20 protein-coding genes are annotated in these 25,625 nt (G+C 62.2%); 1 reads left to right on the top strand and 19 read right to left on the bottom strand.

Annotated features, from left to right (window positions below):
• Nucleotides 1-14: 14 nt before the first annotated feature.
• Entirely contained in the window at nucleotides 15-1,343 is a 1,329-nt protein-coding gene (locus K5658_RS00550) for a transposase (protein ID WP_221065052.1), read from the top strand.
• Here the strand turns inward: K5658_RS00550 and K5658_RS00545 are convergent.
• The 19 genes from K5658_RS00545 to K5658_RS00455 all read right to left on the bottom strand — a co-directional run bounded on the left by K5658_RS00545 (nucleotide 1,327) and on the right by K5658_RS00455 (nucleotide 25,485).
• The gene (locus K5658_RS00545; protein WP_221065051.1) at nucleotides 1,327-2,775 is read right to left on the bottom strand and encodes a DNA methyltransferase; all 1,449 of its coding nucleotides are present in this window, start codon (nucleotides 2,773-2,775) and stop codon (nucleotides 1,327-1,329) included. The genes K5658_RS00550 and K5658_RS00545 overlap by 17 nt on opposite strands.
• Nucleotides 2,776-3,481: 706 nt before the next feature.
• Nucleotides 3,482-5,407, bottom strand: coding sequence for a cell wall-binding protein (locus tag K5658_RS00540; protein WP_221065050.1), 1,926 nt, complete (start codon nucleotides 5,405-5,407; stop codon nucleotides 3,482-3,484).
• Complete coding sequence (locus K5658_RS00535) at nucleotides 5,397-6,419, bottom strand: toprim domain-containing protein (RefSeq protein ID WP_221065049.1); 1,023 nt, start codon at nucleotides 6,417-6,419, stop codon at nucleotides 5,397-5,399. The genes K5658_RS00540 and K5658_RS00535 overlap by 11 nt, the downstream gene beginning before the upstream one ends.
• 10 nt (nucleotides 6,420-6,429) lie before the next feature.
• Nucleotides 6,430-6,690, bottom strand: a complete 261-nt coding sequence (locus K5658_RS00530; RefSeq protein WP_221065048.1) for a helix-turn-helix transcriptional regulator — start codon at nucleotides 6,688-6,690, stop codon at nucleotides 6,430-6,432.
• Nucleotides 6,691-6,913: 223 nt separating this feature from the next.
• Complete coding sequence (locus tag K5658_RS00525) at nucleotides 6,914-8,161, bottom strand: tyrosine-type recombinase/integrase (RefSeq protein WP_221065047.1); 1,248 nt, start codon at nucleotides 8,159-8,161, stop codon at nucleotides 6,914-6,916.
• A 278-nt stretch (nucleotides 8,162-8,439) separates the two neighbouring features.
• Nucleotides 8,440-9,618 carry a sigma-54 interaction domain-containing protein gene (locus tag K5658_RS00520; protein ID WP_221065046.1) on the bottom strand — a complete coding sequence of 393 codons (1,179 nt, stop codon included), beginning with the start codon at nucleotides 9,616-9,618 and terminating at the stop codon, nucleotides 8,440-8,442.
• Between the two features lie 191 nt (nucleotides 9,619-9,809).
• A complete protein-coding gene (ssuD, locus tag K5658_RS00515; RefSeq protein ID WP_221065045.1) occupies nucleotides 9,810-10,952 on the bottom strand; it encodes an FMNH2-dependent alkanesulfonate monooxygenase in 1,143 nt (380 codons plus the stop codon).
• Between the two features lie 33 nt (nucleotides 10,953-10,985).
• Nucleotides 10,986-12,245 (bottom strand): bifunctional 3,4-dihydroxy-2-butanone-4-phosphate synthase/GTP cyclohydrolase II, encoded by a 1,260-nt coding sequence (locus tag K5658_RS00510; protein ID WP_221065044.1) that lies wholly within the window; start codon nucleotides 12,243-12,245, stop codon nucleotides 10,986-10,988.
• 12 nt (nucleotides 12,246-12,257) lie between these two features.
• Nucleotides 12,258-13,448, bottom strand: a complete 1,191-nt coding sequence (locus K5658_RS00505) for an acyl-CoA dehydrogenase family protein (RefSeq protein WP_221065043.1) — start codon at nucleotides 13,446-13,448, stop codon at nucleotides 12,258-12,260.
• Complete coding sequence (gene sfnG / locus K5658_RS00500; protein ID WP_221065042.1) at nucleotides 13,448-14,566, bottom strand: dimethylsulfone monooxygenase SfnG; 1,119 nt, start codon at nucleotides 14,564-14,566, stop codon at nucleotides 13,448-13,450. The genes K5658_RS00505 and sfnG overlap by 1 nt, the downstream gene beginning before the upstream one ends.
• 270 nt (nucleotides 14,567-14,836) lie before the next feature.
• Complete coding sequence (locus K5658_RS00495; RefSeq protein WP_221065041.1) at nucleotides 14,837-16,297, bottom strand: OprO/OprP family phosphate-selective porin; 1,461 nt, start codon at nucleotides 16,295-16,297, stop codon at nucleotides 14,837-14,839.
• Between the two features lie 558 nt (nucleotides 16,298-16,855).
• A complete protein-coding gene (locus K5658_RS00490) occupies nucleotides 16,856-17,677 on the bottom strand; it encodes an ABC transporter ATP-binding protein (RefSeq protein ID WP_221065040.1) in 822 nt (273 codons plus the stop codon).
• A gap of 52 nt (nucleotides 17,678-17,729) precedes the next feature.
• Nucleotides 17,730-19,064: an ABC transporter substrate-binding protein gene (locus tag K5658_RS00485; RefSeq protein WP_221065039.1), complete on the bottom strand. Its 1,335-nt coding sequence runs from the start codon at nucleotides 19,062-19,064 to the stop codon at nucleotides 17,730-17,732.
• 41 nt (nucleotides 19,065-19,105) lie between these two features.
• Complete coding sequence (locus K5658_RS00480; RefSeq protein WP_221065038.1) at nucleotides 19,106-20,173, bottom strand: branched-chain amino acid ABC transporter permease; 1,068 nt, start codon at nucleotides 20,171-20,173, stop codon at nucleotides 19,106-19,108.
• A 2-nt stretch (nucleotides 20,174-20,175) separates the two neighbouring features.
• Nucleotides 20,176-21,057, bottom strand: a complete 882-nt coding sequence (locus tag K5658_RS00475) for a branched-chain amino acid ABC transporter permease (protein WP_221065037.1) — start codon at nucleotides 21,055-21,057, stop codon at nucleotides 20,176-20,178.
• 18 nt (nucleotides 21,058-21,075) lie between these two features.
• The gene (locus K5658_RS00470; protein ID WP_221066873.1) at nucleotides 21,076-21,969 is read right to left on the bottom strand and encodes an ABC transporter ATP-binding protein; all 894 of its coding nucleotides are present in this window, start codon (nucleotides 21,967-21,969) and stop codon (nucleotides 21,076-21,078) included.
• Between the two features lie 24 nt (nucleotides 21,970-21,993).
• Nucleotides 21,994-23,367 (bottom strand): OmpP1/FadL family transporter, encoded by a 1,374-nt coding sequence (locus K5658_RS00465; RefSeq protein ID WP_221065036.1) that lies wholly within the window; start codon nucleotides 23,365-23,367, stop codon nucleotides 21,994-21,996.
• Nucleotides 23,368-23,724: 357 nt separating this feature from the next.
• Entirely contained in the window at nucleotides 23,725-24,909 is a 1,185-nt protein-coding gene (locus K5658_RS00460; protein WP_221065035.1) for an acyl-CoA dehydrogenase family protein, read from the bottom strand.
• Between the two features lie 9 nt (nucleotides 24,910-24,918).
• Nucleotides 24,919-25,485 carry an NAD(P)H-dependent oxidoreductase gene (locus K5658_RS00455; RefSeq protein WP_221065034.1) on the bottom strand — a complete coding sequence of 189 codons (567 nt, stop codon included), beginning with the start codon at nucleotides 25,483-25,485 and terminating at the stop codon, nucleotides 24,919-24,921.
• Between the last annotated feature and the right edge of the window lie 140 nt (nucleotides 25,486-25,625).

The raw sequence follows: 25,625 nt of genomic DNA, 5'->3' as shown, positions 1-25,625 counted from the left end.
AATAGTCGAGATCAATGCTAGAGCTATTCCGCCAGAAAATGCCCCTGTCCTGCCTGCTGCACGGCCTACTGGAACGCTGCTTTGCGGCGGAGAGGCTGGACAGGATTTTCCTGGAGAACGCGAAGGAGCAATACACGCGGGAAATCCTATTTTCGACGGTGTGCGACCTCATGCTGAGCGTGGTCCTCAAGGTCCATCCCTCGATCAACGCGGCCTACCAGAAACACCCGGAACCCCTGGGGGTAACGGTATCCGCGCTCTACGAGAAACTCAAGGGCGTTGAATTATCCGTGTCCCAAGCCCTGCTGCGCGATACCTCGGAAGACCTGTCGGATATTCTCGATGCCCTGGGTTTCACCCCCGAACCCTGGTTGCCGGGTTATCCGGTCCGCCTCCTCGACGGCAACTGTCTGGCGGCGAGCGAGAAACGCCTCGCCGTCCACCGCGAGGTCGGCGGTGCCGCGTTGCCGGGCAAGTCGCTGGTGGTGTTCGACCCGGAGCGCCGCCTGATGCGGGACGTGTTCCCTTGCGAGGACGGACATGCCCAGGAGCGCCGCCTGCTCGACGCCGTGGCCGGTATCCCCAAGGCCGGCGAACTGTGGATCGCCGACCGCAACTTCTGCACCGTGGGATTCCTCGACCGGCTCCAGGGCCGGAACGCCCACGCCTTGATGCGCTTGCACCTGAACCTGCCGCTGACCGAGGAAACCCTGTTTTCCCAGGCCGGGGAACAGGGCGGCGGGCGGCTTTTGGAAAAGCGGGTCGGCGTGGCCGGGCGGCCCTATCGCCTCGTCCGCGTCGAACTCGAACAACCCACCCGCGACGGCGATGCCTTCGTCGATATCCTGACCGACCTCCCGGCGGACATACCCGCCGCCACCGTCGCCGACCTCTACCGCAGGCGCTGGACCCTGGAAACCGCGTTCCAACACGTCGAAAAACATTTCAAGTCCGAGATCGAAACCCTGGCCTATCCCAAGGCCGCCCTGTTCGGATTCGCCCTGGCCCTGGTCGCCTATAACCTCTTCTCGGTCATGATCTCGGCGCTGGACTGCGCCCATGGAAAACCCGTGTCCAAGGATATCTCCGGGTATTATCTCTCCCACGAGATCGCCGCCACTTTCCTCGCGCTCATCCAACTCAGCGGGGTCGGCGACTGGCTGTTCGTCTCCGAACAAACCCCGGCGGAATTCGCCGCGTGGCTGCGCGAAACCGCCCGGAACATCCCGTTGCGTACCCTCACAAAGCATCCGCGCGGCCCGAAAAAGCCCATCGACAAACCGCCCTACGACCCGAAACAGCCACATGTCTCGACATATCAATTACTTAGGAAGAAGAAGTAGTCACTTTGAAAGGGCTGATCTTTTCCCCGCCAAGTTGGTTTTGACCGACAGTATCGGACCAAATGCCAGCAAGCGGAGTCACTGGGAAATCTGACAACTTGCGTTTATATGAAAGGGTAGTTCGATCACCTCCGATTAGCCTTTCTGCAATCAGTAACCTCGACATTCCTTCTTCGTTTGTTTTCCATCGCGCCTTTGGCCCCGGCGTGAAATCAAAACCGTCAACGCGAACTGTAAACCAAGACGCTGCGCCTTCCCCTTTTTCGCGCCCCATGCTCTGACTTGTAATATTGTCGCCCGCGAATATTTCGGCTCCTTTCGGAAATAGTGACGGGTCTTCTAATTCTTCATCTTGGATAGATCGCCTTTCGCCATTTGGTAATTCAACTTTTGAATAACCAGTAGCCCCTTCATCACCCGGTTTTTTCTCTTGGAACAATGGAATAAATTTTGTTTGCTCCTTATTCTTTCCATACCAAAGCAAATAATCACACGAGCTTGGAATGAAATCGGCTGTGCTTCCGGTTGTTTTTTTAACCGTGATTTGACTGATAAAGTTTCCTAACCCGAATACTTCATCCAACAAACACCGGGCACGATGCAGATTTTCCTCTCCAATCTGCACGAAGATACTCCCCGAATCCGTCAGCAATTCCTTCGCCATCGCCAGCCGGTCCCGCAAATACGCCAGATAGGAATGAATCCCCAGCGTCCAAGTATCCCGATACGCCCGCACCATTTCCGGCTCGCGGGTCAAATCCTGCTCCCGGTCCTTCACATCCCGCTGACCCAACTGCGGCTGGAAATTGGAACTGAATTTGATCCCATACGGCGGATCGAAATAAATCATCTGCACCTTGCCCGCCAAATCCTCCCGCCGCGCCAAGGACGCCATCACCTGTAGCGAATCCCCCAGAATCATCCGGTTCGCCCAGTCGATCTCATGCCGGTAAAACTGCACCGCCTCCGAATAACTCTGCTGCGGATCGGCGAACAAATCCCGCTGCACATCCTCCCGCGCCAACACCCGCAAAATGGCCTGGGTCGAAACCCGCTCGTGCATGTGCAGCGCCACCGGCTCCACCTCGAACCACGGCTTCTCCCGCTTGCCCGACCATTCCAGCCACGGCTCATGCCGCCGCAACGCCTCCGCCAACAGCCGCGCCTCCTCCTCGATCAGCGGGCGCTGGCGGGCGGTTTGCAGCAACTCCGGGAGCTTGTCCGCCGCGTTCGGCTCCTTCGCCGACCGCAACACTGGCGGTAAATGCGGGTTGTACTCATGGCGGATTTTGGGCACTTCCTGGATGCGCCCGTGCGCCTCCAAACCGGCGGCGGGAATATTCTTGCGCTTGGCCCGGTGGTGCAGCGAACGGATGGAATCGGCGACGGGTTCCGCCGGAATCGGTGGGTTTGAATTGGTTTTTTTGGTCATGGCGGTTTCCCAAAGGCGTGTTTCCAAGCTTCCAAGGCCGCATGGTATTGATGAGGCAGCAGGGTCGCTTTGAATTAAGGATGAATGCCGAGGGTTGAGTGCCCTCCGCCTGAATCATTCATCTCATGCAAGAGACTGTATACGCAATGATGCGAGATGCCAATACTCAAAGAATGAAGCCCGCCCGTCCCGAGATAGGGATATGGCAGAGCGAAAGCTTGATTTAATGGAATGCCCTAACAAAGTTAGGTATGGGGAAAAGTAGCCGTGAGCGCTTTGGAAGGTGGGATGGCGTGAGCAATAAGCCCCTCACCCTAACACAGATTTTACCACATTCTTTTTTATAATCAATAGGTTAGATGGTTGATACCGACTCTTATGATAGTCCAGTGAACGGAAAAACCTTCCCATATTCCAGCAATCACTGACGGCTTCATGGTGGTGTATCCGCTTGGCACGGGGAACATGGGGAACATCCCCCACAATCCACGGCTGGCGCGGCTTCCAGCCGTTCCCCGTGGTGGACTGTTCCTCCTGGGATGGGGGACACGGCGCATACCGCCACCTTTTGCCCTGGCCCCTGCCTGTTCCCCAGTCATGGGGAACTGTTCCCCATTGAGCAAGGCCATGGGGAACGGCCTAAGGCTCCATCAGGACAGGCTATTTTCAAGTCTGTTCCCCCTGTTCCCCGTAGAATCCAGAATATTCATTCCTCCATGCTTTCAAACACAGTCGCGGCCAGTTCATAAACCGGGGTCTGGACTCCGGCGATCCGCCGCTTAACCGTAAGTTTGCGAAACCTACCTTTCTCATGGGTGCAGGCCATCAAGAGTTTGGCCTCATGGACCCGTTTCCACAGGGTGATTTTGCCGATTTCAAACAGCCCGCCTTGCTCCCGCGCATAAACCTGCGCGATGGCGAAGGCCGCATCGCCATCGAGCCATAGGGTTTTGCCATCGGTCCAACCGATGCACGATCCTTGTGGTTTGGTTTCCTTGGTTGTGCCTTCCAACGGCCCGGCAGGCACGGCCCGCCACCCCCAAGCATGGGGCTGGACCTCCGGCGGGCCTTGGTGATGCCGGTCGGAAACATGGCAGCGCCCGGCACTCAAGGCGGAGCGCAGCAAGGTAAAAAACCGCCGCACTTCGTTCTCCTCGGCCTGGTTGTCGCCTTGTCGCGCCATCAAATCCCGCAAGGCTCCCTCGGCCCGCGCTTCAAAATCGCTGGCTTCCGCCGAGGCCAGAACCCCGCTCTCCGTGGCGAACTCGATAAAGAGGGACAGCCCCAGCTTCAAGCTGGCGTAATCACTGGCGGTTCGCGCATGGGCGCTTGCGAACCCCGTACTGATGGCTTGGTCACGGAAATGCCGGATCAACTCCGGCAACCGGACTTTCAGTTCTTGCATTTGGGGGGCCAGCCAGCGCAGATAAGCCGCCATGGCTTGCCTGAACAAACCTCCGCGAGCCGCGCGTTGCAACTGGCTCAGGCGCTCCCGGTCAATATCACCCTTAGCCAGTTCAGTTATCGTCAGCCGCGCCCGCAACGATTGCCCTCGGGGCAGGTCTTCGCCGGTTGCCAGCACCATCCCACGCGCGTAATAGGCCGCCCGTTCCTTACGGTTCGCCGTCAAGGTGCCACGCCCGGCCTGATTGCCAACCCCCCGGAAAATCCGGTCGGCTTTGGCGTGGAGCTTATTGACCTCGTTCGCGCCACCGATGGGCTTGAAGTCGTCCACCAAAAACAAGGCATCCTTGGCCGAATAGCTCTTGTATTCGATGTTGCCCTCGGAATCGGTGAAATTGGCCGTCAGGTGACGCCCATCGAATTCCCCGAAATGCGCCAAAGACAGCGCCGCCGCCTCGCTCTTGAAGTTGCCGGTGGTGCCGAATAACCATCCCCCGTGGTCGATGGGAGCGGCCTCGGCGGTCGGTGCCCGATAGGTCGCGCCCAACAGATAAGCGCCCAAATCCGGGCGGTTCGGCGCGAGGTCCAACAGCCCTAAACTGGCACGAACCGCCGGGGCCAAATCCACCCCTTCGGGCGGGGGAGGCAGGCGATAAAGCCGCATGTGGCCTTGGCCGGGAAATACTTCCACGCCCTCCCGATTACCGTCGGCACCGATGGCCCCGGCCCCGTGCAGGTAACGCCATCCCCCGTCCAGCAAACGCCAGCCGGTATGGGTATAAACCGTCCTCTGCTTGATGTCGGCTGATAACTCTTGCAGGGCTTCCCGTAACTGGTCCTTGACCGCGCTACCGGCGTGTACGATGGCACCCGCGCCCCACCGCGCCGTGACCCAACCCAGCCCGGCGAAACTGGAAGCGGAAACCTCGATTCGGGGCAAGTTACGTCCATTCCATAGCTGGCCTTCGATAGAAAACAAAGTCTCGGCGGTTTCCCCGTCGTCGTGCAAGACTTCCTCGACAATCCGAGCTTGGAAATTGCAGAGCGGCTTGCGTAGGTCGCCATCCAGCTTGCAAATGCGCCCTTCATGCACCAAATACCGGGCGCGACTCTCTGATGTCGCTTTACTGGGCTGCGTATCCGCCGTCTTTTTCACCCTTTTCGTGGGCTTGGAAGCATTGTCGATGACCAGCTTGATCGTTCCTTGGTTATCCTTTTCATCGGCCATGGCCGACCTCCTTGAGCGAAACCGCCCAGTCGTTAAAATCCGCACCAACGGTGGGCGGCACCGCAAGAAAACCGTCCACCCGCTCCGCCGCCTCCCGGCCCTTCTCCAATCCGGCTTGGTCATGGTCCGCACAGACCACGATTCTGGTCTCAGGCAGGATTCCCCGGACAATTTCGGCGACGACGGGCAAGTTGCCCGCATCGAAGCACACCACGGTCCTATAACCTGTGGCCTCGAAGACCGAACACCCCGTCCCGAACCCCTCGACCAGGCAAATGGTCGCGGTCCGTGGCCCAAGCCAATGGAACAAACCTTTCTTACGCGATCCCGGCAAAAAATCCTTGTCGCGGCCAAGTTCCGGGCAGTGTTCGGGAAAAATCGCTTGGACGCTCCATAGCTGGCCGTGCTGGTTCCTCATCGGCACCAACAAAACCCGCTCGACCCGTATCCACTCGAATCGGCCCGGCTCCCGCTCGATCCGTCGTTGCCAAACCGGCAAGAACCGGACGCCATGGGCATCGATATGTTTGCGAATCAAATAGGGATGATGAGGTAAGGCGGGCACCGCGCTACGCCATAGCGCCCGCGCCTTGATAGCTGCTTTGAGGTGGACCGCCCTGATTTCGGCGTCCCGCCGGAGCCGCCGCGCCTCCGCTTCCCGACGAAGGTGTTCCCGCTCAGCCAGGGACAAAGCTGCACCGCCCTCAGGAAACCAGACACCGGAAAAATTACGCTTCAGGTCGGTGTAGAAAACGTTTTGAGGCGGGTCCAGGTGAACGGAATACCTGAATGGCCTGCCTCCATGACGGTCCAGATCGGTTTTCAGCCCATGGAAGTATCCATCGGGCTGCAATTGACCAATCAAGGCAAGCCCATATCTCGATGCGATGAAGTTGCGGAACTCCTCAAGCCGGTAGGCAATGCTCATGGAGTTATGCGCCCGCGATCCACCTCCACAAAAAAACCCGGTTGCGCTCATTCGCACGTCCGGGGTTGGGGTTGGAATAGCCATGGCACTCTCCTTACTCCAAGCTGCTCGGGTCTGGTTCGATTTCCAGACTGTGCCGCCAAGCCGCCGCCGATTCGGCTGAAATGAGCGTCCGCTTGCCAATTTTCATCACGCGCGGTCCTTTGCCTTCCGCCCACAGCTTGTAAAGCATCGCCCGAGAAAATCCATGGGCTTTGCAAAACTCGGGGATGGAATAAACCAAAGGGTGAGGCATGGCATGAGGCTCGGAGGGAGCGCCGATCTTTTGTAAATCCTTTGAGGATCGTGGCTTCATTGATTGACCTCGCTTTTCTTTAGGGCAAAAAAAAGCCGCGCTTTAGCGCAGCTTGTGTGTTACTTCCCCCACTCTAGCAAATTTTTACCATATCCCTTCACTTTCCACAAGCGTCCGCACCCGTCAAAGCCTTGCCACGCTTGGCTTTCAGGGGGTCAAAAAATCTGCGGAATTTCCCGGAAATGAGAGGCCGAACCGAAGGGATTCCGGGCTTGTTTCGGATTCATGCCGTGGCAAACGGCACTACATTTTCCAGGTCAGCGCCAAAGCTCGGAAGGTTGGCCCGTATGGTTTGCGCGACGTAGGAATCCCGTAAATGCGCATAGTGCCGCTCGGTCATTCGGGTATCCGCATGGCCCAGGGCGGCAGCGATGACTTGCAAAGGCACGCCCCGCATTGCCAGCAGCGAACCATAGGTGTTCCGCAGATCATGGAACGATACCGCTGGCTCGATTTTGGCGTTGGCGCAGGCTTCGGCCATCCGTCGGGCCTGATGGTCCTTGCCCCAAGGTCCGCCATCCGCGCGGGTGAAAATGAACTCGCCGCGCAGCTTTCCCGCCGCCCAGCGGGCAAAGCAAGTCCGCCCCTCGTCGGTCAACGGAACATGCCGGGACTTGCCGCTCTTGGCCTCCCTCACCAGCACAGCGCCCGCGTCCACGACGAAATCCTCGACCCGCAATCGGGTAAGTTCCCCATATCGGCAACCGGTCAACAAAGCTCCCCGGACCAGCTCGCGAAAGTCTGGACCGCAAGCGTTTAGCAACCGGGAGCATTCCAATTCCGAGAGATACCGTTGCTTCGGTATATCCACCGCCCGGAAAGGTTTTACACGCTCCCATGCATCCTTCGATTCAACCTTGCCATTTTTCCAGGCGTGATTCAGAGCAGCCTTGAGTACCGTCATAATGCGGTTCGCCGAAGCCTTGCGCTTACGCAGAGCTTCGGCATCGTCGGGATCGACCGGGAGCAATTTACCGCGCCGCCTAATCGGCTGTTCGACCAATTGCTTTTGCCATAAGATGAGCTTTTCGGTGCTTAGATCGCACAGATTCATATCGCCGAAGGCTGGGAGGATATGTGCATCCACGGTCGGGCGGGTTTGGGCAGCGCTCTTGCCATGGACCGACAGCCAAGCCATGTAGTCCACCATTGCCTGGGCAATGGTGTATCGATCCTGCCGCCTCACCTCGATCTTAGATTCGGCGAATTCGATGGCCTTCCTATGGGCCTGCTTATAGTTGAGGACATCCACATCGTTGGCGTCCTGGTGGTCATCGGCAGCGCCCAGCGTGCGCTTGATCTTCTGCCCATCCTCCGTTTTCCGAACCATCCACACTCCGCCACGCGAGCCTTTGCGGTAACCCAGGAACAGCCCCGGTGTGATTTGCCGCCAATAAGGTTCGTGCTGAATCTTGAGCCGTGCCCGCGCATCGCGGGTTTCCAGCCGCGCATCCCGAGATAACCGCCCCATGTGTGCCTCCATCCGCTTAGGGAATTTAGGGAAAATTTAGGGAAAAAACCTGGAAGATTTACGGAAGACAATTATAGACACGGATAGATTTAAATTCATTATTACAATGATTTACATGGACACTGACGGACCCTTGGAGATTTAGTCTTCACCCTCTCACGGCGGCGACGGGGGTTCGAATCCCCCTGGGGACGCCAGCCTAAAACAGAAAAGCCCGGCTTGATGCCGGGCTTTTTTGTGCCCGCCGTTGATCTTGGGGCTCCAACCCACAGGCCCGCTCAGAATCCCCACCAATCCGCGGCGGCATCCGCGACGGGCCGGTCCGGCGGGGCCGTCGCCGCCAGCGGTCGATGGGCCGGGAACAAGCCGCTTGGCGCCGCCAGGGGTTCCGGTTTTTCCACCCGCCCACCCAGGCCGCCCGCCAGCGACAGGAGGCCGTGCTGGATCAGCTTGGCCCGCGCCACATGGCGGCTGATGCCCAGCAACCGCGCCGTCGCCAGTTGGTTGCGCTGGCATTGCCGGTAGGCGGCGGCGAACAGGATTTTTTCCACCCGCCCGTATAAATCCGGCTCGCCCTGGGCGCACAAGGCCTCCAGCAGCCGCTCCAAATCCTCGAAACCCGGCTCGCGTTCCTCCTGCGGCAGGGCGCGGACCCGCATCGGCGACAGGTTCAAATCCCCTGGGACGATGGTGCGGTCGCGGGCAACCAGGAGGGCGTGGTGCAGGGCGTTTTCCAGCTCGCGGATATTGCCCGGCCAGCCATGGCCGAGGATGGCTTGTTCGGCGGCGGGGGACAGGGCGGTTTCCGGGCAGCCCAGCCGGTGCCCGTAGAACCTCAGGAAATGATGGGCCAACGGCAGGATATCGCCGGGCCGCTGGCGTAGCGGCGGCAGGTGGAGCGCCGCCACATTGAGCCGGTAATACAGGTCTTCGCGGAAACGCCCGGCCAGCACGGCTTCTTCCAGCTTGACATTGGTGGCGGCGACCAGGCGCACGTCGATGGGGATGGGCTTGTGCGAACCCACCCGCACCACTTCCCGTTCTTGCAGCACCCGCAACAGCTTCACCTGCATGGGCTGGGGCAGGTCGCCGATCTCGTCCAGGAACAAGGTGCCGCCCGCCGCCGCCTCGAACCAACCTTGCTTGGTGGAAACCGCCCCGGTGAACGCGCCTTTCTCGTGGCCGAACAGCTCGCTTTCGATGAGGTTCTCGGACAGGGCGGCGCAATTGACCGCCAGGAACGGCCCTTGTTTGCGGGGGCTGAGCTGGTGGATATGGCGGGCGACCAGCTCCTTGCCGGTGCCGGTCTCGCCGATGATGAGGGCGTTCAGCTCGCTGGGGCCGACCAATTCGATCCGGGCCAGGAGTTCCCGTGATTTGGGGTCTTCGAACACCAGCGCCGAGGCCCGGACCGAGAGCGACAGTTCGCTGGGGTTGGGGAAAGCGAGTAAGTGCATGTTTTTGAACCGTGTGTTTGCGTCGGAAGGAAACGGGAAAAACACACTAACACGCGACCGTGCTGGCAATAAGGAATAAAAATAACGATCAATATGCGGCTTGGATATAAAAACCCCGGACGCGGTGTGCCATCCCGCGCCCGTTCCGCCCGGCCCGGCTGGCGGCGGGTTCCCAAGCGCGCCCTGGGAATTCAGCCGGTCCGGGCCCGGAGTTGGACCTTGCCGGTATCGCCCACCGGACTGAGGTGGAACACCGGCTCGGCCTGGGCCTGCGGCGCGGGCGGCGTCACCGGCAACAGCGGGAACAGCGATTCGGCGACCCGGTAGGCTTCTTCCAGATGCGGATAGCCGGACAGCACGAAGGTTTCGATGCCGAGATCGGCGTATTCCTTGAGCCGCGCCGCCACGGTTTCGGGATCGCCGACCAAGGCCGTGCCCGCCCCGCCGCGCACCAGCCCCACCCCCGCCCATAAATTGGGCGCGACTTCGAGCTGGTCGCGGGAACCGCCGTGCAGCTTGGTCATGCGCCGTTGGCCTTCGGAATCGGAGCGCTCGTAGGCGCGGCGGGCGGTGGCGATGGCCTCGTCATCGACATGGCGGATCAAGGCCCGCGCCGCCGCCCAAGCCTGTTCGGTGGTGTCCCGCACGATGATATGCACCCTGAGCCCGAAGCGCACCGAGCGCCCGGCCAGCCCGGCCCTGATCCCGACATCCTCGATTTTGCGGGCCACTTCCGCCGGGGGTTCGCCCCAGCTCAGGTAATGATCGATCTGTTCCGCCGCCAGCCGGTGTCCGGCGGCGGAGGAGCCGCCGATATACAGCGGTGGATGTGGCTTCTGCACCGGCGGGAACGGCAGCTTGGCTCCCTCGACCCGGATATATTGGCCTTGGAAATCCACGGTCTCGCCCGCCAACAAGGCTTTCCACACGGTCAGGAATTCGTGGGTGAGGGCGTAGCGCTGGTCATGGCCGAGGAACAGGCCATCCCCGGCCAATTCGACCGGATCGCCGCCCGCCACCACGTTGATGAGCACCCGTCCGCCCGACAGCCGGTCCAGGGTCGAGGCCATGCGGGCCGCCACCGTGGGCGAGGTCAGGCCGGGCCGCACCGCGACCAGGAACCGCAGCCGCTCGGTGGCGGGAATCAGCGAGGACGCCACCACCCAGGAATCCTCGCAGGTGATGCCGGTGGGGATCAGCACCCCGCCATAGCCCAGGCTGTCGGCGGCCTGGGCGATCTGGCGCAGATAGGCGAAATCGACCGCGCGGGCACCCTGCGGCGTGTTGAGGTAACGGCCATCGCCGTTGGTGGGAAGGAACCAGAAGATGTTCATGGGCGTTGCTCGTGGCTGTTGGGAGGCATGGATTCATTCGCCCGCCGCCGTGGGCCGCTGGTGTTCGGTGTGGGTTTCCCAGGGCAGCGCGTCCAGGTTGAGCAAATGGCCCATCTTTTCCGACTTGGTCCTGAGATAGACGATGTTCTCGCGGTTGGGCGCGGGCTCCAGCGGCACGCGCCCGACGATCTTGAGCCGGTAGCCCGCCAGTTCGGTGAACTTGGCCGGGTTGTTGCTCATCAGGCGCAGGGTGGTGATGCCGAGGTCGGTGAGGATTTGCGCCCCCACGTCGTAGCTCCTGGAATCCACCGGCAAGCCCAGGTCCAGATTGGCCTCCACCGTATCCCGGCCCCGGTCCTGCAAGCCATAGGCGCGGAGCTTATGCCCGAGGCCGATGCCGCGCCCCTCGTGGCCGCGCAGATAGACCAGGACGCCGCTGCCCGCCTGCTCGATCTTCTGCAAAGCCAGCTTGAGCTGGTTGCCGCAATCGCAGCGCAGGGAATCCAGCACATCGCCGGTCAGGCACTCGGAATGCACCCGCACCAGCACGTTGTCCCGGCCTGACACCTGTCCCTTCACCAAGGCCAGATGCTCCGAACCATCCAGCACCGAGCGGTAGACATGGGCCGTGAACACGCCCGCCGCCGTGGGCAAACGCGCTTCGGCGATATGTTCGACCAGGCGCTCGTTGCGGCGGCGATAGGCGATCAAATCGGCGATGCGGATGTAGGGCAGGCCATGGCGCTGGGCGAAGTCCCGCAACTCGGGACCGCGCATCATGCCGCCCTCGTCGTTGACCAATTCGCACAGGACCCCGGCGGGAGATAGCCCCGCCAAGCGGGCCAGATCGCCCGCCGCCTCGGTGTGGCCGGGCCGTTCCAGGACGCCGTGGCGCTTGGCCTTGAGCGGGAACACATGGCCGGGCCGGGCGAAATCGGCGGCCCCGGCCTTGGGGTCGGCCAAGGCGCGGATCGTGGCGCTGCGGTCGGCGGCGGAAATCCCGGTGCTGGTGCCCTTGTTCAAATCCACCGACACGGTGAAGGCCGTGCCGTGTGGATCGTCGTTGCGCGGGGCCATGGGGGGCAGGTTCAGGGCGTCCACCCGTTCTTCCGGCAGGGACACGCAGACCACGCCGCTGGAATGGCGCACCAGGAAAGCCATGCGTTCCGGGGTGATCTTCTCGGCGGCGATGATCAAATCGCCTTCGTTCTCGCGGGCGGCGTCGTCGGCGACGACCACGAAGCCACCGGCGCGGATCGCTTCGATGGCGGTTTCGATGCTGTCGTAATGCATGGGGTGGATTCCTCAGGAATAGAAACTCGGGGTCGGCGCTTGCCCGTTCAAGGCCCATTCGCCCAGGTCCAGCAGCTTGTAATCCACCGGATCGTGCAGGGAATGGGTCCGCAGGTTGCGCCAGAAGCGGTCCAGCCCGGCCTGGGCGCTGGTGGCCCTGGCCCCTGTCACCTCGAACAAGCGCTGGGTCACATCGAGGCCGGCCCGCGTCGCCAACACCTTGGCGGTGGCGCAGGCCACGGCGGCTTCGGCCCGTTCGGCGGCGGTGAGGGCGTTTTCCTGGCGCCAAGCCGCGTCCAACAGCCGCGCCGCGTAGTCGGTCGCCAGGGCGGTGGCGTTCAGTTCCACCCAGAATTCCCCGTATTTCTGCAAGACATAGGGGTCCTTGGTGGCGCTGGGCGCGCTCGACAGGAACCAAGGCCGGGATTGGCTCTGGGTGTAGGCGCGGGCTTCGGCCAACGCGCCCTCGCCGATGCCGAGATAGATATTGGTCAGCACCAACTGGGCGATCAGGGGCCGCAGGCTGGCGAACACGCTGCCCAGGGGACCGGGGCTACGGAGGATTTCGCGGTCGTAGACCCGCACCTCGTGGAAGTCCACGCTGCCGCTGTCGGTTTGGCGCTGGCCCATGTTGTCCCAATCGGCATGGATATGGATGCCGGGCCGGTCGCTGGGCACCGCCGCGATCACCAGCTTCCCGGCCTCGGTGAGCGCCGAGACGATCAGATGGTCGGAATCCATCGCCCCCGAGCAAAAGCTTTTGCTGCCGTGGATCAGCCAATCCGGGCCGTCGGGCAGGATGCGGGCGCGGGTGTCCAGGGGATTCAGGGTATTGCCCCAGAACCAGCCGTTGCGGGCGGTCTCGCGGTAGTAATGCGGCCATTGCTCGCCGAACAGCCGCACGGTCGCCAACAGCAAATGCTGGAAGCCGAACAAATGCCCCATGGCGCTATCGGCCCTGGAAATGATCCGCACGATGCGCAAGGTGTCGTGCCAGTCGAAGCCGTGCCCGCCATATTCGGCGGGGATGATGAGATTCAACAGGCCGCTGTCGCGCAGCCGGTCCCGTTCGGCCTTGGCGGTGCCGCCGGCCTTGTCGCGGGCCACGGCGGTGGCGGCGAATTCCGCCGCCAGCCGCTCCGCCCGCTCGAACCAGGCCGCGGCGGACGCCGGGCCGGAATGGTGAGCGCCGGGGGCCGTCATCACGCCGCCGCCTTGTGCGGTTGGCGGGCTTCGAGTTCGCGGACCAGGGGCAGGACCCGTTTGCCGAAATACTCGACTTCCTCCTGGAAGTGCAGGAAACCGCCCAACACCAAGTCCACACCCACCGCCTTCAAGGCGACGATGCGCTCGGCGACTTGCTCGGGCGTGCCGATCAGGTTGGTTTTGAAGCCGTCGTTGTACTGCACCAAGTCCTCGAACGTGGACTTGGCCCAATTGCCCTCGCCCTCGGGCGAAGCCTTGCCCGCCTGTTTCACCTCGTGGCCGAAGGCTTTCACCGCTTCCGGGTTGGCCTTCTCGATGATCTCGTCCAGCACGGCGCGGGCCTCGGCCTCGGTGTCGCGGGCGATGATGAAGGCGTTGACGCCGATCCTGACCGAATGGCCCGCCTGCGCCGCCTTGGCCTGGATGTCGTCCACCTGGGCCTTGATGTTGTCCAGCGTGCCGCCGTTGGTGAAATACCAATCCGACACGCGGGCCGCCATATCGCGGGCCGCCCTGGAACTGCCGCCCTGGAAGATCAGGGGATGCGGCTGCTGCAAGGGTTTCGGCTTCAGCGAGTAATTGTGGAAGCGGTAGAAATCGCCCAGGAAAGTGAAACTGTCATCGGTCCAGATACCCTTGATGGCGCGGATGAATTCCTCGGAACGGCGATAACGCTCGTCGTGTTCCAGCCAGGGCTCGCCGATGGCGGTGAATTCGCCGCGGAACCAACCGCTGACGATATTGACCGCGATGCGCCCGCCGGTCAGATGGTCGATGGTGGCGATCTGCTTGGCCAGCAAGGCCGGATGCCAGGGGCCGGGCAGGATGGCGGCGATGACCCGGAGTTTCTCGGTCGCGGCCAACAGCGCATGGGTGAAAGCCACCGATTCATGCTGATATTCCGCGCCATAACCGGCGGTGAAACGGATTTGGCTCAGGGCGAACTCGAAACCCGCCGCCTCGGCGATCTGGGCCAGTTTGCGGTTGTAATCGATATCCCAGCTGGTGCGCTGCTCGATATTGCTGATCACCAAGCCGCCGCTGACATTGGGCACCCAATAGGCGAATTTGAGGGCTTCGGAACCGGGACGGTGGAGAGGGGCGGAATGACTCATGGGATTAACTCCTTGGGTTTAGTGGTTGGGCGGTTATGATTTGAAACAAGAAACTTAATTAAGAAAAACAACGGCGGTCCAAAGCTGGCTTTGGAAACCACATACAGCCAAGGCAAGCCTTGGACTCCAAAACAATCGCGCGGACAGGTTCAGGCATTTCCCATACCAGGGCCGGATAGCGCCGGGACAGCCTTGTGGCGCGGAAAAACCCAAGGCTCCTGCCCGTCAATCAACAGCGATTCAGCACGGCGTTGCCAGGGCAACAACCGCTTAGAAATAAACCTGTCCTTGCAAGCGGAAGCGGTTATCTTCAAGCGAATGATGGCTCCAATCTTCGCCGGTGATATAGCTGTAATCGCTTTGTAGCTTGAAATTATGATCGTAGAAATAATAATTCAGGCCCACCGAACCGATGGTTTGATTCTTATAGCTACTGCCATCCGGGAAATCGAATAGGACTTGATTGGCGGTACCCGCGATTTCCAGCCGCTTGGGCAAGAGGAAATACCCGGCTTGCCAATACCAGCCATAGTTATCGCTGGTGCCGGGCCCGGTGTTTTTGGGACGGTGGTCTTCCCGCCAGAAGAACGCGGCTTCGGTATTGAACAACTGGTAGCGATAGCCGATATCGAGGGTGCCGTTATAGGTATCCATCCCGGCGATGGTGTTTTGCAGGCTGGAATTGGTATCGACCGGATTGAAGCCGAAAGCGGCCCCTAGCGAAAGCTGCGGCCTTTCCACCACATCGGGGATGGTTTCCTGCACATAGGTATAGGGATCGAGTACGTCATAGACCACGCGGGCAATACCGGCCAGCTTGAGATTGGTATTTTCCTGGGTGGTCGAATCCAAGGCCCGGACGCTATTGCCCGCCGTCAAGCTCACGGTCCATTTATCCGCGTGCCACATCACCTCGGCACCGGGGGTTCTTTGCAAGCTGAAGGCATATTCCGGGGCCTGCAAATCCATGAACAGGTATTTGCCAATATCGGTATAGAATTGGCGGGAGTATTGCGGCAGGATACGGCCCGCTTTGATGCCCCAATCGCCTAGCTGATATTTACCCCACCAGTCGATGGTATCGACCCGGTTGTCGTTGGCGAGGGTGCTGGTTTGGTAGAAGAAGAAATAAGACAGGTTGGGATCGAACACCGTACCGGAGAAAAACAACCTGCCCAGCGCCAAATCGAAGGTTTGGCTATCGCTGCCGGTATATTTGCTGGGCAGGTTCAAGGTATAGCGTGCCTGCGCCAAGCCGTTGATGGTGATCGAATAGCGGTTATCCGAAGTCCTCAGGGTGAACCCGCCATCGTAGAAACCTTTGAGGAAACGTTCCTTGGGCACTTTGGCCGTCGCCGGGTCTTCCACATCCGGTTGTTCCTGGATATTGCGGGCCTTGGCGGTGGCGGTATCGGACGCGACTTTTTTGCCATTGCCATTGGCTGTGCCATTCGCATAGCCATTGTTCCCCAGCCCATTGCCCTGGGTTTCCGTCTTGGTGGCGTCTTTCTTTTCCAATGCCTGGAGGCGGGCGTTGGTTTCGGCGAGTTGGCGCTGATATTCCTGCATTTGTTCCAGTAATTGCTTGATCCTGGCGCTTTCGCTCTGGGCCGTTGCCAGCGCCGGAGATAATGCGAAGCCCAGGGTTAAGGCACAACCCAAGCCTTGTTTGAGTTTATATGCGGATTGAGGTTTGCCCGGTCTAGGTCGGGTGGAATTAACTGGATTCATAGGGGTCTCCGTAGCAGGGATGGATAAACCTTGAACGGTGTTATCTGTAAGTCCCGTTCTTATCGTTGATGCCATGATTGCACGGGGCGTGCCATACCTTGTTTTTGCCGATTTTGGCTTGTTTTAAAGGGATAGGGCCGGATATTGGGGAGGGTTCATCCTCTTGGCCCAATATGGATTGCCTTTTCGGCGGCAATCCTGTGATCGGCTGCCGCTGTGGCGGCAATCGGCGAGCGCAAATCGGCGCAAGCGATGGGGCTAAATACGCGTGCCGGAACCACGCTGCATCCGGGCTGCTAGGGTATTTTGATTTGGGGTCTACGCTCGGGATAGGGTGGGTATGTACTCATGCCCACCATTTGCGGATCATCGCGGTGGGCACGGAATACATGCCCACCTACTCATTTATAACCGAGGGCAAGCACACCGGCCTGGATCGTGAAAATCCAAGCCAGCGCGTCGATGATGAAGAGGGGGTATGTGGGAATGGTTTACGGCGGCGCGGAAATCAACCACCATAACTATTTGAAAATGGGCGGAGAACAGGGGAGGGGATAATCAGCCGGATATATCACCGGCCAGGCGCTGACCCGTGCCGGAGCCGCTTTTGAAACTACGCCGTTCCTCCCCGGCCATGCCGAGATAGAAATGCTTCACATCGTCCCGCCCGCGCAGTTCCTCGGCGCTGCCCGCTAAGGCCACCCGCCCATTTTCGAGGATATAGCCGTGGTGGGCGTGTTTCAGGGCCAGGGTGGCGTTTTGTTCGGCCAGCAGCACGGCGACGCCTTCGCGCCGGTTCAATTCGGTCACGATATGGAAGATTTCATCCACCACCTGCGGGGCCAGGCCCATCGAGGGTTCGTCCAAGAGCAGCAAGCGCGGATGGGCCATCAGCGCCCGGCCTATCGCCACCATTTGCTGTTCGCCGCCCGAGGTCAGCCCGGCCAGGCTTTTGCGCCGGACCTTGAGCCGGGGGAAATAGGCGTAGACCCGTTCCAGTTCGCTTTTGAGCGCGGCGCGTCCGGGCTTGCGGACGAAGGCCCCGGTCAGGAGGTTTTCCTCGACGCTCAGGCGGGCGAAGCAATGGCGGCCTTCCAACACCTGGACCAGCCCGGCCCGGACCAATTGGTCGGGTGGCCGGTCCAGGATGGAAACCCCTTGGAATTGGATATCGCCCGCGACGATCGCGCCGCGCTCGGCCCCGATCAGCTTGGAAATGGCCTTGAGGGTGGTGGTCTTGCCCGCGCCGTTCGCGCCCAGCAAGGCCACGATCCGGCCCGCCGCGACGCCGAGCGAGACGCCGCGCAAGGCCAGGATGGCGTGGTCGTAGACCACCTCGATGTTTTCGACGGAGAGGATGGGCGGGTCGGTCGATGTCATGGCGGTTCACCTGGGTAGGGGGGATGGGGCGGATGCGCTCCGCCCGGTGGGTTCAGGTTTCCTTGGCGCAATCGCGGGGGGCGATGCCTTTTTCCTTGGCGTACTTGGCGGAGGATTGCTCGATGATGGGCCTGAGCAAGGCGCGGTCGGCCTGGACCCAATCGCTGATGAGGTTCCATTGCTGGCCGTCCCATTGCTGGAAGCGCACCGCGCCGCCGCCTTCGTGGTCGGCGCAGCTCAGCTTGAGCGGCTGGGCCAGGCCGAGCGCGCCCAGCGCTTTCAAACGGGTGTCGTCCAGGTCGAGATGCTCGAAGCCCCAGCGGGTTTCCTCGCCGGTCAGGGGGCGCTTGCCGTATTTCTCCTGGGCGATGCGCACCGCTTCGACATTGAGGATGCCGTTCACCACGCCCAGGTTGTAATAGACGCTGCCGAAGCGCTTGGGGTCTTCCAGATCGCCCTGGCCCTTGTCCACCACGTATTTTTTGATGTCCTGCAACACCGGGAAATCGGTGCCGGACGGATGGGTGGTGATGGAGATGAAGCCCTTGCCCGCCGCGCCCGCCGGGGCCGCGTCCTCCTCGGAATTGCTCCAGATGTTGCCGATGATGTGGTCCACCGGGAAGCCGGTCTTGGCGGCGGTCTTGAGCGCCACCGGGTTCATCACGCCCCAGCCGCGCAGGATCACCCAACTGGGCTTGATGCGGCGGATGTTCAGCCATTGCGATTGCTGTTCGTTGCCGGGATGCGGCACTTCGATATGGTTGACCTGGAACCCGTATTTCTTCGCCAACAGGTCGAGGATGGGGATGGTTTCCTTGCCATAGGGCGAGCCGTGGTAGAGGGTCACGATCTTCTTGCCCTTGAGCTTGTCGAGGCCGCCTTCGCGCTGGCCGATGTAGTTGATGATGGCCGACACCTCGCTATAGGGATTGAGCTGCAAGGGGAAGATATAGGGGAACACCGAACCGTCGGTGGAATCGGTGCGGCCATGGTTGATGGTGATGAGGGGCAGCTTGTCGGCGGTGGAACGGTCCAGGGTGGCGTAGGCGATGCCCACCGACAGCGGATTGGTGGCGGCGGCGGGCGCGCCGTTGAGGCCGCCTTTGAGGCGTTCGTAGCATTCGACGCCGCGCTCGACCACGTATTCGGTTTCGCATTCCGACCAGGTCAGCTTGACGCCATTGACCCCGCCGTCGCGCAGGTTGACCAGCTTCATATAATCGATGAAGCCGCCGAAGAAGCCGGTGCCGCCCGCCGCGTAAGGCCCGACCCGGTAGCTTTGCAAGGGGAAATATTGCTCGTTGGGAGCGGCGGCGGCGGGCTGGATCGCGCCCAGCACCGCGCCCACGGCCAGGGACAACAGGAGTTTGCGGTTTATTTTGGACATAGGATGCCTCTATGGATGGAAAATAGTGGTTTGATGGGGGATCAGGACGCCGCGGGGTCAAGCCCGAGCCGGGCGCGGAAGCGCCACCACAGCCGGGCCAGCCCTTCCGGTTCGCGGATGAGGAAGAAGATGATGAGGCTGCCGAAGACGATCTTTTGGAGGTTTTCGAGATGCCCGGCATCGATGATCCCGGCGAACAAGCCGCCCGCCAGATGGTCGAGGAACACCGGGAACAGCACGAAGAACAGCGCTCCCAAATAAGCCCCCAACACGCTGCCCAACCCGCCGATGATGATGATGAACAACACCTGGAACGAGCGGTTCAGGTCGAAGCCATGCGGCTCCACCGTACCCAGATAGGCGAAGGCCCACAGCGCCCCGGCCACGCCCAGGTAGAACGAGCTGATGCCGAAGGCCAGGAGCTTGGTTTTCAGGATCGGGATGCCGATGACCGCCGCCGCGGTGTCCATATCGCGCACCGCCATCCAATTGCGGCCCGTTGCGCCGCGGACCAGGTTGAGCGCCAACCCGGTCATCGCGGCCACCACGCCCAGGGTGAGGACGTAGCGCCCGGCGGGCGAGTTGAAATCCTGGCCCAGGACCACCAGGGGCGGGGCCGAGATCACCCCGGAAGGGTTGTCGTTGGAAAACCAACTGAATTTGACCAGCACCCATTGCACGAAGAACTGGGCGGCCAAGGTCGAGACCAGCAGGTAAAAGCCCTTGATGCGGAGGCTGGGCAGGCCGAACAGCACGCCCACCAAGGCCGCGCTCAAGCCGCCCAGCCCGAAGCTCGCCAACAACGGCAAGCCCTCCACCCGCAAGGAAAAGTTGTAGCTGGCGAACGCGCCCACCGCCATGAACGCCGCCGAACCCAGCGAAAGCTGCCCGGCGTAGCCCGTCACGAGGTTCAGCCCCAAACCCGCCAGCGACAGCACCAGGAAGGGAATCAGGATGGCGCTGAACCAGTAGTCGTTGCCGATAAAGGGCACGACGCCAAAGCCCAAAACCAACAGCGCCACCCAGGCCATGGGGGCCTTGCGCCAGACCGGAAGCCGCCGGGATTTGCCGCCGGTGGCCCGCCAAGCTTCGGTTTCCGAAAACCACATGATCAAACCCTCTCCACGCTGGGCTCGCCGAACAGACCGGCGGGCCGCACCAACAGGAACAGCAGGGCCAGCACGTAGGGGAACCAGTTCTCGATACCGCCATCGACCAGCGGACCCACATAGACTTCGGCCAGCTTCTCGCTGGCCCCGATGATGAGGCCACCGACGATGGCCCCCGGAATCGACGAGAAGCCGCCGATGATGAGGACCGGCAGCGCCTTCAGCACGATCAGGGACAGCGAGAACTGCACCCCGACCCGCGCTCCCCACAACAGTCCCGCCACCAGCCCGACACAGCCCGCCGCCATCCACACCACCCGCCAGATCTGTTCCAGGTCGATGCCCACCGCCAGCGCGGCCAGGGGATCGTCGGCCACGGCGCGGAGCGATAAGCCGATACGGGTTTTGTTGAATAACAGGCTGAGGCTTATCACCAAGACCAAGGCGGTGGCGGCGGCGAACAGGTCGAACTGGCTGAGCAGGAGGCCGCCCAGTTCCAAGGGTTCGTCGGCGATGCCGAGTTCCAGGCCATGCACCTGCGCCCCCCAAAAAAGTTGGGCCAGCCCCTCGATGACGAAGCTGAGCCCCAAGGTCGCCATGAACAAGGTGATGGGGGGACGGTTGACGAGATGGCGCAAGACGCAGCGCTCGATGGCGACCGCCAGCAACAGCATCGCGCACAGCGCCAGCAGCAAGGCCAGCCAGAAATTGATGCCCTTTTCCAGGAGGCTGACGAAGGTCAGCGCCGCGAACAGCACCATCGAGCCCTGGGCGAAATTGAACACGCCCGAGGCCTTGTAGATCAGCACGAAGCCGATGGCGACCATCGAATACATGACGCCCGCCAACAACCCGCCCAGGGCCACTTCCAGAAAGAAATCCATGGGGTTCTCCGCTCCGGTTCAATGGGCGACGCCGAGATAGGCGTCGATCACCGCGGGATCGCCGCGCACTTCATCCGGGGTGCCGTCGCCGATCTTGCGGCCATAGTCCAGCACCACGACGTGGTCCGAAATGTCCATCACCACGCCCATGTCGTGTTCGATCAAGACCACGGTGGTGCCGAACTCGCGGTGCACGTCCAGGATGAAGCCGCACATGGCGTGCTTCTCCTCGGCGTTCATTCCGGCCATGGGCTCGTCCAGCAGCAGGAGCTTGGGTTCGGCGGCCAGGGCGCGGGCCAGTTCCACCCGCTTTTGCAGGCCATAGGGCAGGTTGCCGACCGGGCTGTGGGTATGCGCCTGGAGGTCCAGGAAGGCGATGACTTCCCCGGCCTTGCGCCGCAGTTCGGCTTCCTCGCGGCGGGCGCGGGGCAGGCGCAAGGCTTGTTCCAGGAAATTCGAGCGCACGTTGAGGTTGAGCCCGGTCATCACGTTGTCGAGGACGCTCATGCCCTTGAACAAGGCGATGTTCTGGAAGGTGCGGGCGATGCCCTGGGTGGCGGCGCGATGGGCGTTGACCCGGCGATAGGGCACGCCGTCCAGCACGATGCGGCCTTCCTGCGGCGTGTACACCCCGTTGATGATGTTCAGCAGCGAACTCTTGCCCGCGCCGTTGGGACCGATCAGGGCGCAGACCTCGCCGCGCTTCACCTCGAAACTGATATCGCTGACCGCCTTCACGCCCTTGAACGAAAGCGATACCTGCTCGACCCGCAGCAGCACCGGATGTGGCTGGGCGGCGGGCGGATACAGCACCGGCGCGGCCCGCTGCGCGGTCCTTCTGGCGGGGCGGGCCGGGGGCTGGGGCCGGGCGTTCAGGAACGGTGCCGCGGCCAGTGGTGGGTTGGAATGCATGGTGTCGACTCCCGTACTGAAGCATCAGAATTTGAAATTCGCGCCCCCGCCCAAGGCCCATTCGCTGGCATCGACCGAGTAATTGCCAAGGGCCAAGGTGGAACGGCTGGCGTTGCCCTGGAAAGCGTAGGCACCGAAGAAATCCAGGCGGAATTTGGGGGTGAAGGCGTAGCCCACGCCGGCGGTGACGGTGTTCTGCCACACCACCGGCACCAGGGTGGTCTGGACCACCCGGACCAGATCGTTCTGGTTGAGGACGCCGGGCACCGCCGTGTCCAGGGGCAGGGTGCCCAGCCCTTGGAAGCCCGCCAGCGTGCCGTTGGGGTTGTCCCTGAGGAGGGCGGTGGCATAGCTGTAGCCCAGCCGCAATTGCCATTGGTCGAGGGAATATTGCGCTCCCAATAGGGCCAGGAATTGGTCGTCCCAGACATCCTTATAAAGCGCGGCGTTGGACCAGTTCTTCCATAGCCCATCGACCTCGACCAGGAGTTCCGGGATGGGAGTGGCGGCGAAGCCCCATTGCACTTCCCAGGGCTGTTCCAGCTTGGCCGCTTGATAAGCCTGGCTACCGCCCACCGTGGTCGATAGCACGTTGTGGAAGTTGTATTCGAGCGGGGTCTTGAACGAGGCACCGAACGTGACCGTGGGGTTGATGCGGTAGCTCAGGCCCGCCGAACCACGGGCGCTGATGTTATGCACGCTGGACGTGGTGCCGCCGAAATCGCCCGACAGCCCCGCGAGGCCCGAAGTATTGCCGGAGGTGCCCAACTGGCCGAAGCCCACCCCCACGGTCAGGGCCGCGCCCAAGGACAACTCGGGGGTGATCTCCACCGCCCCGCCGACATTGGCGCTGAAGGAGAGGTATTCGACCAGCAAGGGCAGGGTGGCCGCCCCGCCCGGACCGCTGCCGCCCAGGCCCAAACCGGCCCCCGCGCTGATGGGATGGGTCCGGTAATCCGCGCCCAGGCCGGAATCGACTTCCACGCCGCCCGCCAAGACCACGCCATCCGCCACCTCGCCGCCGATGGCGAAATCCGGCGCGACATAGTTCCCGGCCTCGCTGGGCGATTCGTGGCTATAGCCCTGGCTGGTCTGGGTATTGGTGACCACCGGCTCCAGGATCGCCGCGCCCACGCCCGCGTTCATCCCCTTGAACTGGGTCAAGGTGGCGGGGTTGCCGAACAGGGCGGCGGACACTTCCTGGGGCCGGACGAAGGCCGCGCCCGCCATGCCCCCGGCGATGGCTTTCAAGCTGAGGTCGAGATCGGTGCCGGTGTTGAGCGCCTGGGCCAGCGGCGAGACCGCCGCGCCCGCCGCCAACACGGCCAGACCCCAGCCGGGTGGGGGGGCCGGACGCCGGGGGCGAGGAGGTTTTCCATAGGGTGGATGAGTCGTCATGGGGGAACCATCGGGAGTTTTTGGAATTCGGGCCGCGCTTCCGGGGCGGCGACGGGCCGGGCTTCGCCGGAACGCGAAGCAGGCAGCGCAGTATCCGTGCCACGGCTAAATCGTTGAAATCGATTGATTTATAAGGTTTGAGGCGGACCGGGCCATGCCGCTGTGGCGGCAGTTGCCGGGAGGTTGCCGCCATGGCGGCAGGCCCGGTCCGCGCCGGGCGCGTGGGTTCCCAAACCCGGCTTGGGAAGGCCGCCGGGGAAGCCCCGTGCCCAGCCCAAAAAAAAGCCGGGACCGGCGGAAACACCGCCGATCCCGGCCCAGGGGGAATGATGGACGCCCCGGTCCCGCCGGGGCCGGTTATTCGCCGCCGGCCTCGAACAATTCCAGGGGCAGGCCGACCAGGGTCTTGCCGATCCATTCGCGGGCGATGTTGTTGGACGGACCCATGCCGATCCCGGCGCGGGCGTCGCGGAAGATGCGCTCGATGGGGCCTTTCTTATAGCCATAGCCGCCGCTCACATCCAAGGCGTTGCGGGCCGAGAGGTTGGCGACCTCCGCCGCGTGGACCTTGAACTCGGTCAGCGGCAACAGGATTTCGCCCTGCGCCCGGCCTTCCGCCTGGAGCCGGTCCAATTGCCGGGCCAGGTCGTGCTGCCAGGGCCGGAGGCTTTCCACCGCGACCTTGGATTCCCCGAGTTGCTGGCGCAGCACTTGGTAATCCGACAGCTTGCGGTTGAAATCCCGGTGGATATTGCCGGTGAGGTGGGTGGCGGCGCGTTCCAGCGCCGCCCGCGCCACCCCGTGCCAGACCGCGCCCAGGCCGATGAGATACACCGGGGACACGCCGTGGTAGACGATATCCTTGCCCTGGCCTTCCTCGCCCAGGCGGTCGCGGGCCTCGACCCGGACATCCTTGTAAGTGATGGGACCGCTATGGTTGCCGCGCACGCCCAGGGCTTCCCAGGTGCCGTGGGCGATGCCGTCCAGCTTGGAATCGACGATGAAGAAGCTGATATCGGTCGGTCCCTTGGCACCGGGGGAACGGGTCTGGAACACGTAGTAATCGGCCTGCCCCGCGCTGGTGGTGAAGGATTTCTCGGCGTTCAAGAGGTAATGGCCGTCGCCGTCCCGCGCCGCCTCGCTGAAGTTGAACCACCAATGGCCGCCCGAGGCTTTCTCGCTGGTGGAATAGGTGCCGATGAGTCCATCGCGGGCCGGCCTGAGCCAGCGTTGCTTCTGGTCGTGGTTGCCGAACAGGTTGATGGTCTGGGCCGCGCCGGTGTGCATCACATAGACCAGGCCGGTGGAGGCGCAGGCCCGGCCTATCTCCTCGGCGACGATGGAGAAAGCCACATGGTCCAGCCCCAGGCCGCCATATTCCTCCGGGATCAAAACCCCGTTCCAACCGGCCCGGCCCAAGGCTTCCAGGTTTTCCCTGGGAAAGATGCCGTGGGTGTCGATCTTGTCGGCGTTGGGGCGGACGACCTCGTCCACCAGGGCGCGGATTTCGCCGCGGATGCGCTCGTAATCGGGGGTGCTCATGGGGATTCCTCAGGCGGCTTGGGCGGGATGGAAGGATTGTTGGCGGAGTCGGACGGCGTCCACGGCTTGGCGGGCGGCGGTGTCGATGCGTTCCAGCACGGTGGGGTCGGCGAAGCGGCTGCCGTCGTAGAGCTGGTCGGAGGCATAGACGCCGGAAGGCACGGTCCAGGCCCCGAAGAAACCGAACAAGGGCCGCAGTTGATGCTCGACGATGAGGGCGTGCTTATCGCCGCCGCCGGTGGCCCCGAGGATGACCGGCACGCCGTTCAGCGCCTTGGGATCGATGAAATCGAACAAATGCTTGAACAGGCCGGTATAGGAGCCTTTGTAGACCGGGGTGACGGCGATCAACAGATCGGCGGCGACGATGGAACGCAGCACCGCGTGGCCCGCCTCGGGCAGTTCGGCGGGCGAACGCGCCGGGCCGAACACCGGGGCCAATTCGGCCAGGCTGTGGAGTTCCTTGTCCACCGGGGCCAGGCGCTGCACGGCCTCCAGGATTTGTCCGGCCAGGGCCAGGGTTTTGGAAGGGGAGCCTAGGTTGCCCGAGACGATCCCGACTTTGATTTTGCTCATGGGTGTGTTCCAGACGTGTGGGGTTGATAAATGGCTCAAGGCGCGTAGACCGGAGGGCAGCATCCATGCCAGATATAAGTCTTTGAAAATATTAGGTTACAGGCGGGGGCGGGAAGGGGGGATGCCGCCCTGGCGGCAAA

This window comes from Methylomagnum ishizawai, from assembly GCF_019670005.1.
GTDB lineage: Bacteria > Pseudomonadota > Gammaproteobacteria > Methylococcales > Methylococcaceae > Methylomagnum > Methylomagnum ishizawai.
Note: the sequence above shows the minus strand (reverse complement) of the source record. Positions and strands in the feature narration are given on the sequence as shown.

Coding starts and splice junctions, on each gene's coding strand:
- K5658_RS00550 (WP_221065052.1), top strand. CDS start 15: ATGCTAGAGCTATTCCGCCAGAAAATGCCCCTGTCCTGCCTGCTGCAC.
- K5658_RS00545 (WP_221065051.1), bottom strand. CDS start 2,775: ATGACCAAAAAAACCAATTCAAACCCACCGATTCCGGCGGAACCCGTC.
- K5658_RS00540 (WP_221065050.1), bottom strand. CDS start 5,407: ATGGCCGATGAAAAGGATAACCAAGGAACGATCAAGCTGGTCATCGAC.
- K5658_RS00535 (WP_221065049.1), bottom strand. CDS start 6,419: ATGGCTATTCCAACCCCAACCCCGGACGTGCGAATGAGCGCAACCGGG.
- K5658_RS00530 (WP_221065048.1), bottom strand. CDS start 6,690: ATGAAGCCACGATCCTCAAAGGATTTACAAAAGATCGGCGCTCCCTCC.
- K5658_RS00525 (WP_221065047.1), bottom strand. CDS start 8,161: ATGGGGCGGTTATCTCGGGATGCGCGGCTGGAAACCCGCGATGCGCGG.
- K5658_RS00520 (WP_221065046.1), bottom strand. CDS start 9,618: ATGCACTTACTCGCTTTCCCCAACCCCAGCGAACTGTCGCTCTCGGTC.
- ssuD (WP_221065045.1), bottom strand. CDS start 10,952: ATGAACATCTTCTGGTTCCTTCCCACCAACGGCGATGGCCGTTACCTC.
- K5658_RS00510 (WP_221065044.1), bottom strand. CDS start 12,245: ATGCATTACGACAGCATCGAAACCGCCATCGAAGCGATCCGCGCCGGT.
- K5658_RS00505 (WP_221065043.1), bottom strand. CDS start 13,448: ATGACGGCCCCCGGCGCTCACCATTCCGGCCCGGCGTCCGCCGCGGCC.
- sfnG (WP_221065042.1), bottom strand. CDS start 14,566: ATGAGTCATTCCGCCCCTCTCCACCGTCCCGGTTCCGAAGCCCTCAAA.
- K5658_RS00495 (WP_221065041.1), bottom strand. CDS start 16,297: ATGAATCCAGTTAATTCCACCCGACCTAGACCGGGCAAACCTCAATCC.
- K5658_RS00490 (WP_221065040.1), bottom strand. CDS start 17,677: ATGACATCGACCGACCCGCCCATCCTCTCCGTCGAAAACATCGAGGTG.
- K5658_RS00485 (WP_221065039.1), bottom strand. CDS start 19,064: ATGTCCAAAATAAACCGCAAACTCCTGTTGTCCCTGGCCGTGGGCGCG.
- K5658_RS00480 (WP_221065038.1), bottom strand. CDS start 20,173: ATGTGGTTTTCGGAAACCGAAGCTTGGCGGGCCACCGGCGGCAAATCC.
- K5658_RS00475 (WP_221065037.1), bottom strand. CDS start 21,057: ATGGATTTCTTTCTGGAAGTGGCCCTGGGCGGGTTGTTGGCGGGCGTC.
- K5658_RS00470 (WP_221066873.1), bottom strand. CDS start 21,969: ATGCATTCCAACCCACCACTGGCCGCGGCACCGTTCCTGAACGCCCGG.
- K5658_RS00465 (WP_221065036.1), bottom strand. CDS start 23,367: ATGACGACTCATCCACCCTATGGAAAACCTCCTCGCCCCCGGCGTCCG.
- K5658_RS00460 (WP_221065035.1), bottom strand. CDS start 24,909: ATGAGCACCCCCGATTACGAGCGCATCCGCGGCGAAATCCGCGCCCTG.
- K5658_RS00455 (WP_221065034.1), bottom strand. CDS start 25,485: ATGAGCAAAATCAAAGTCGGGATCGTCTCGGGCAACCTAGGCTCCCCT.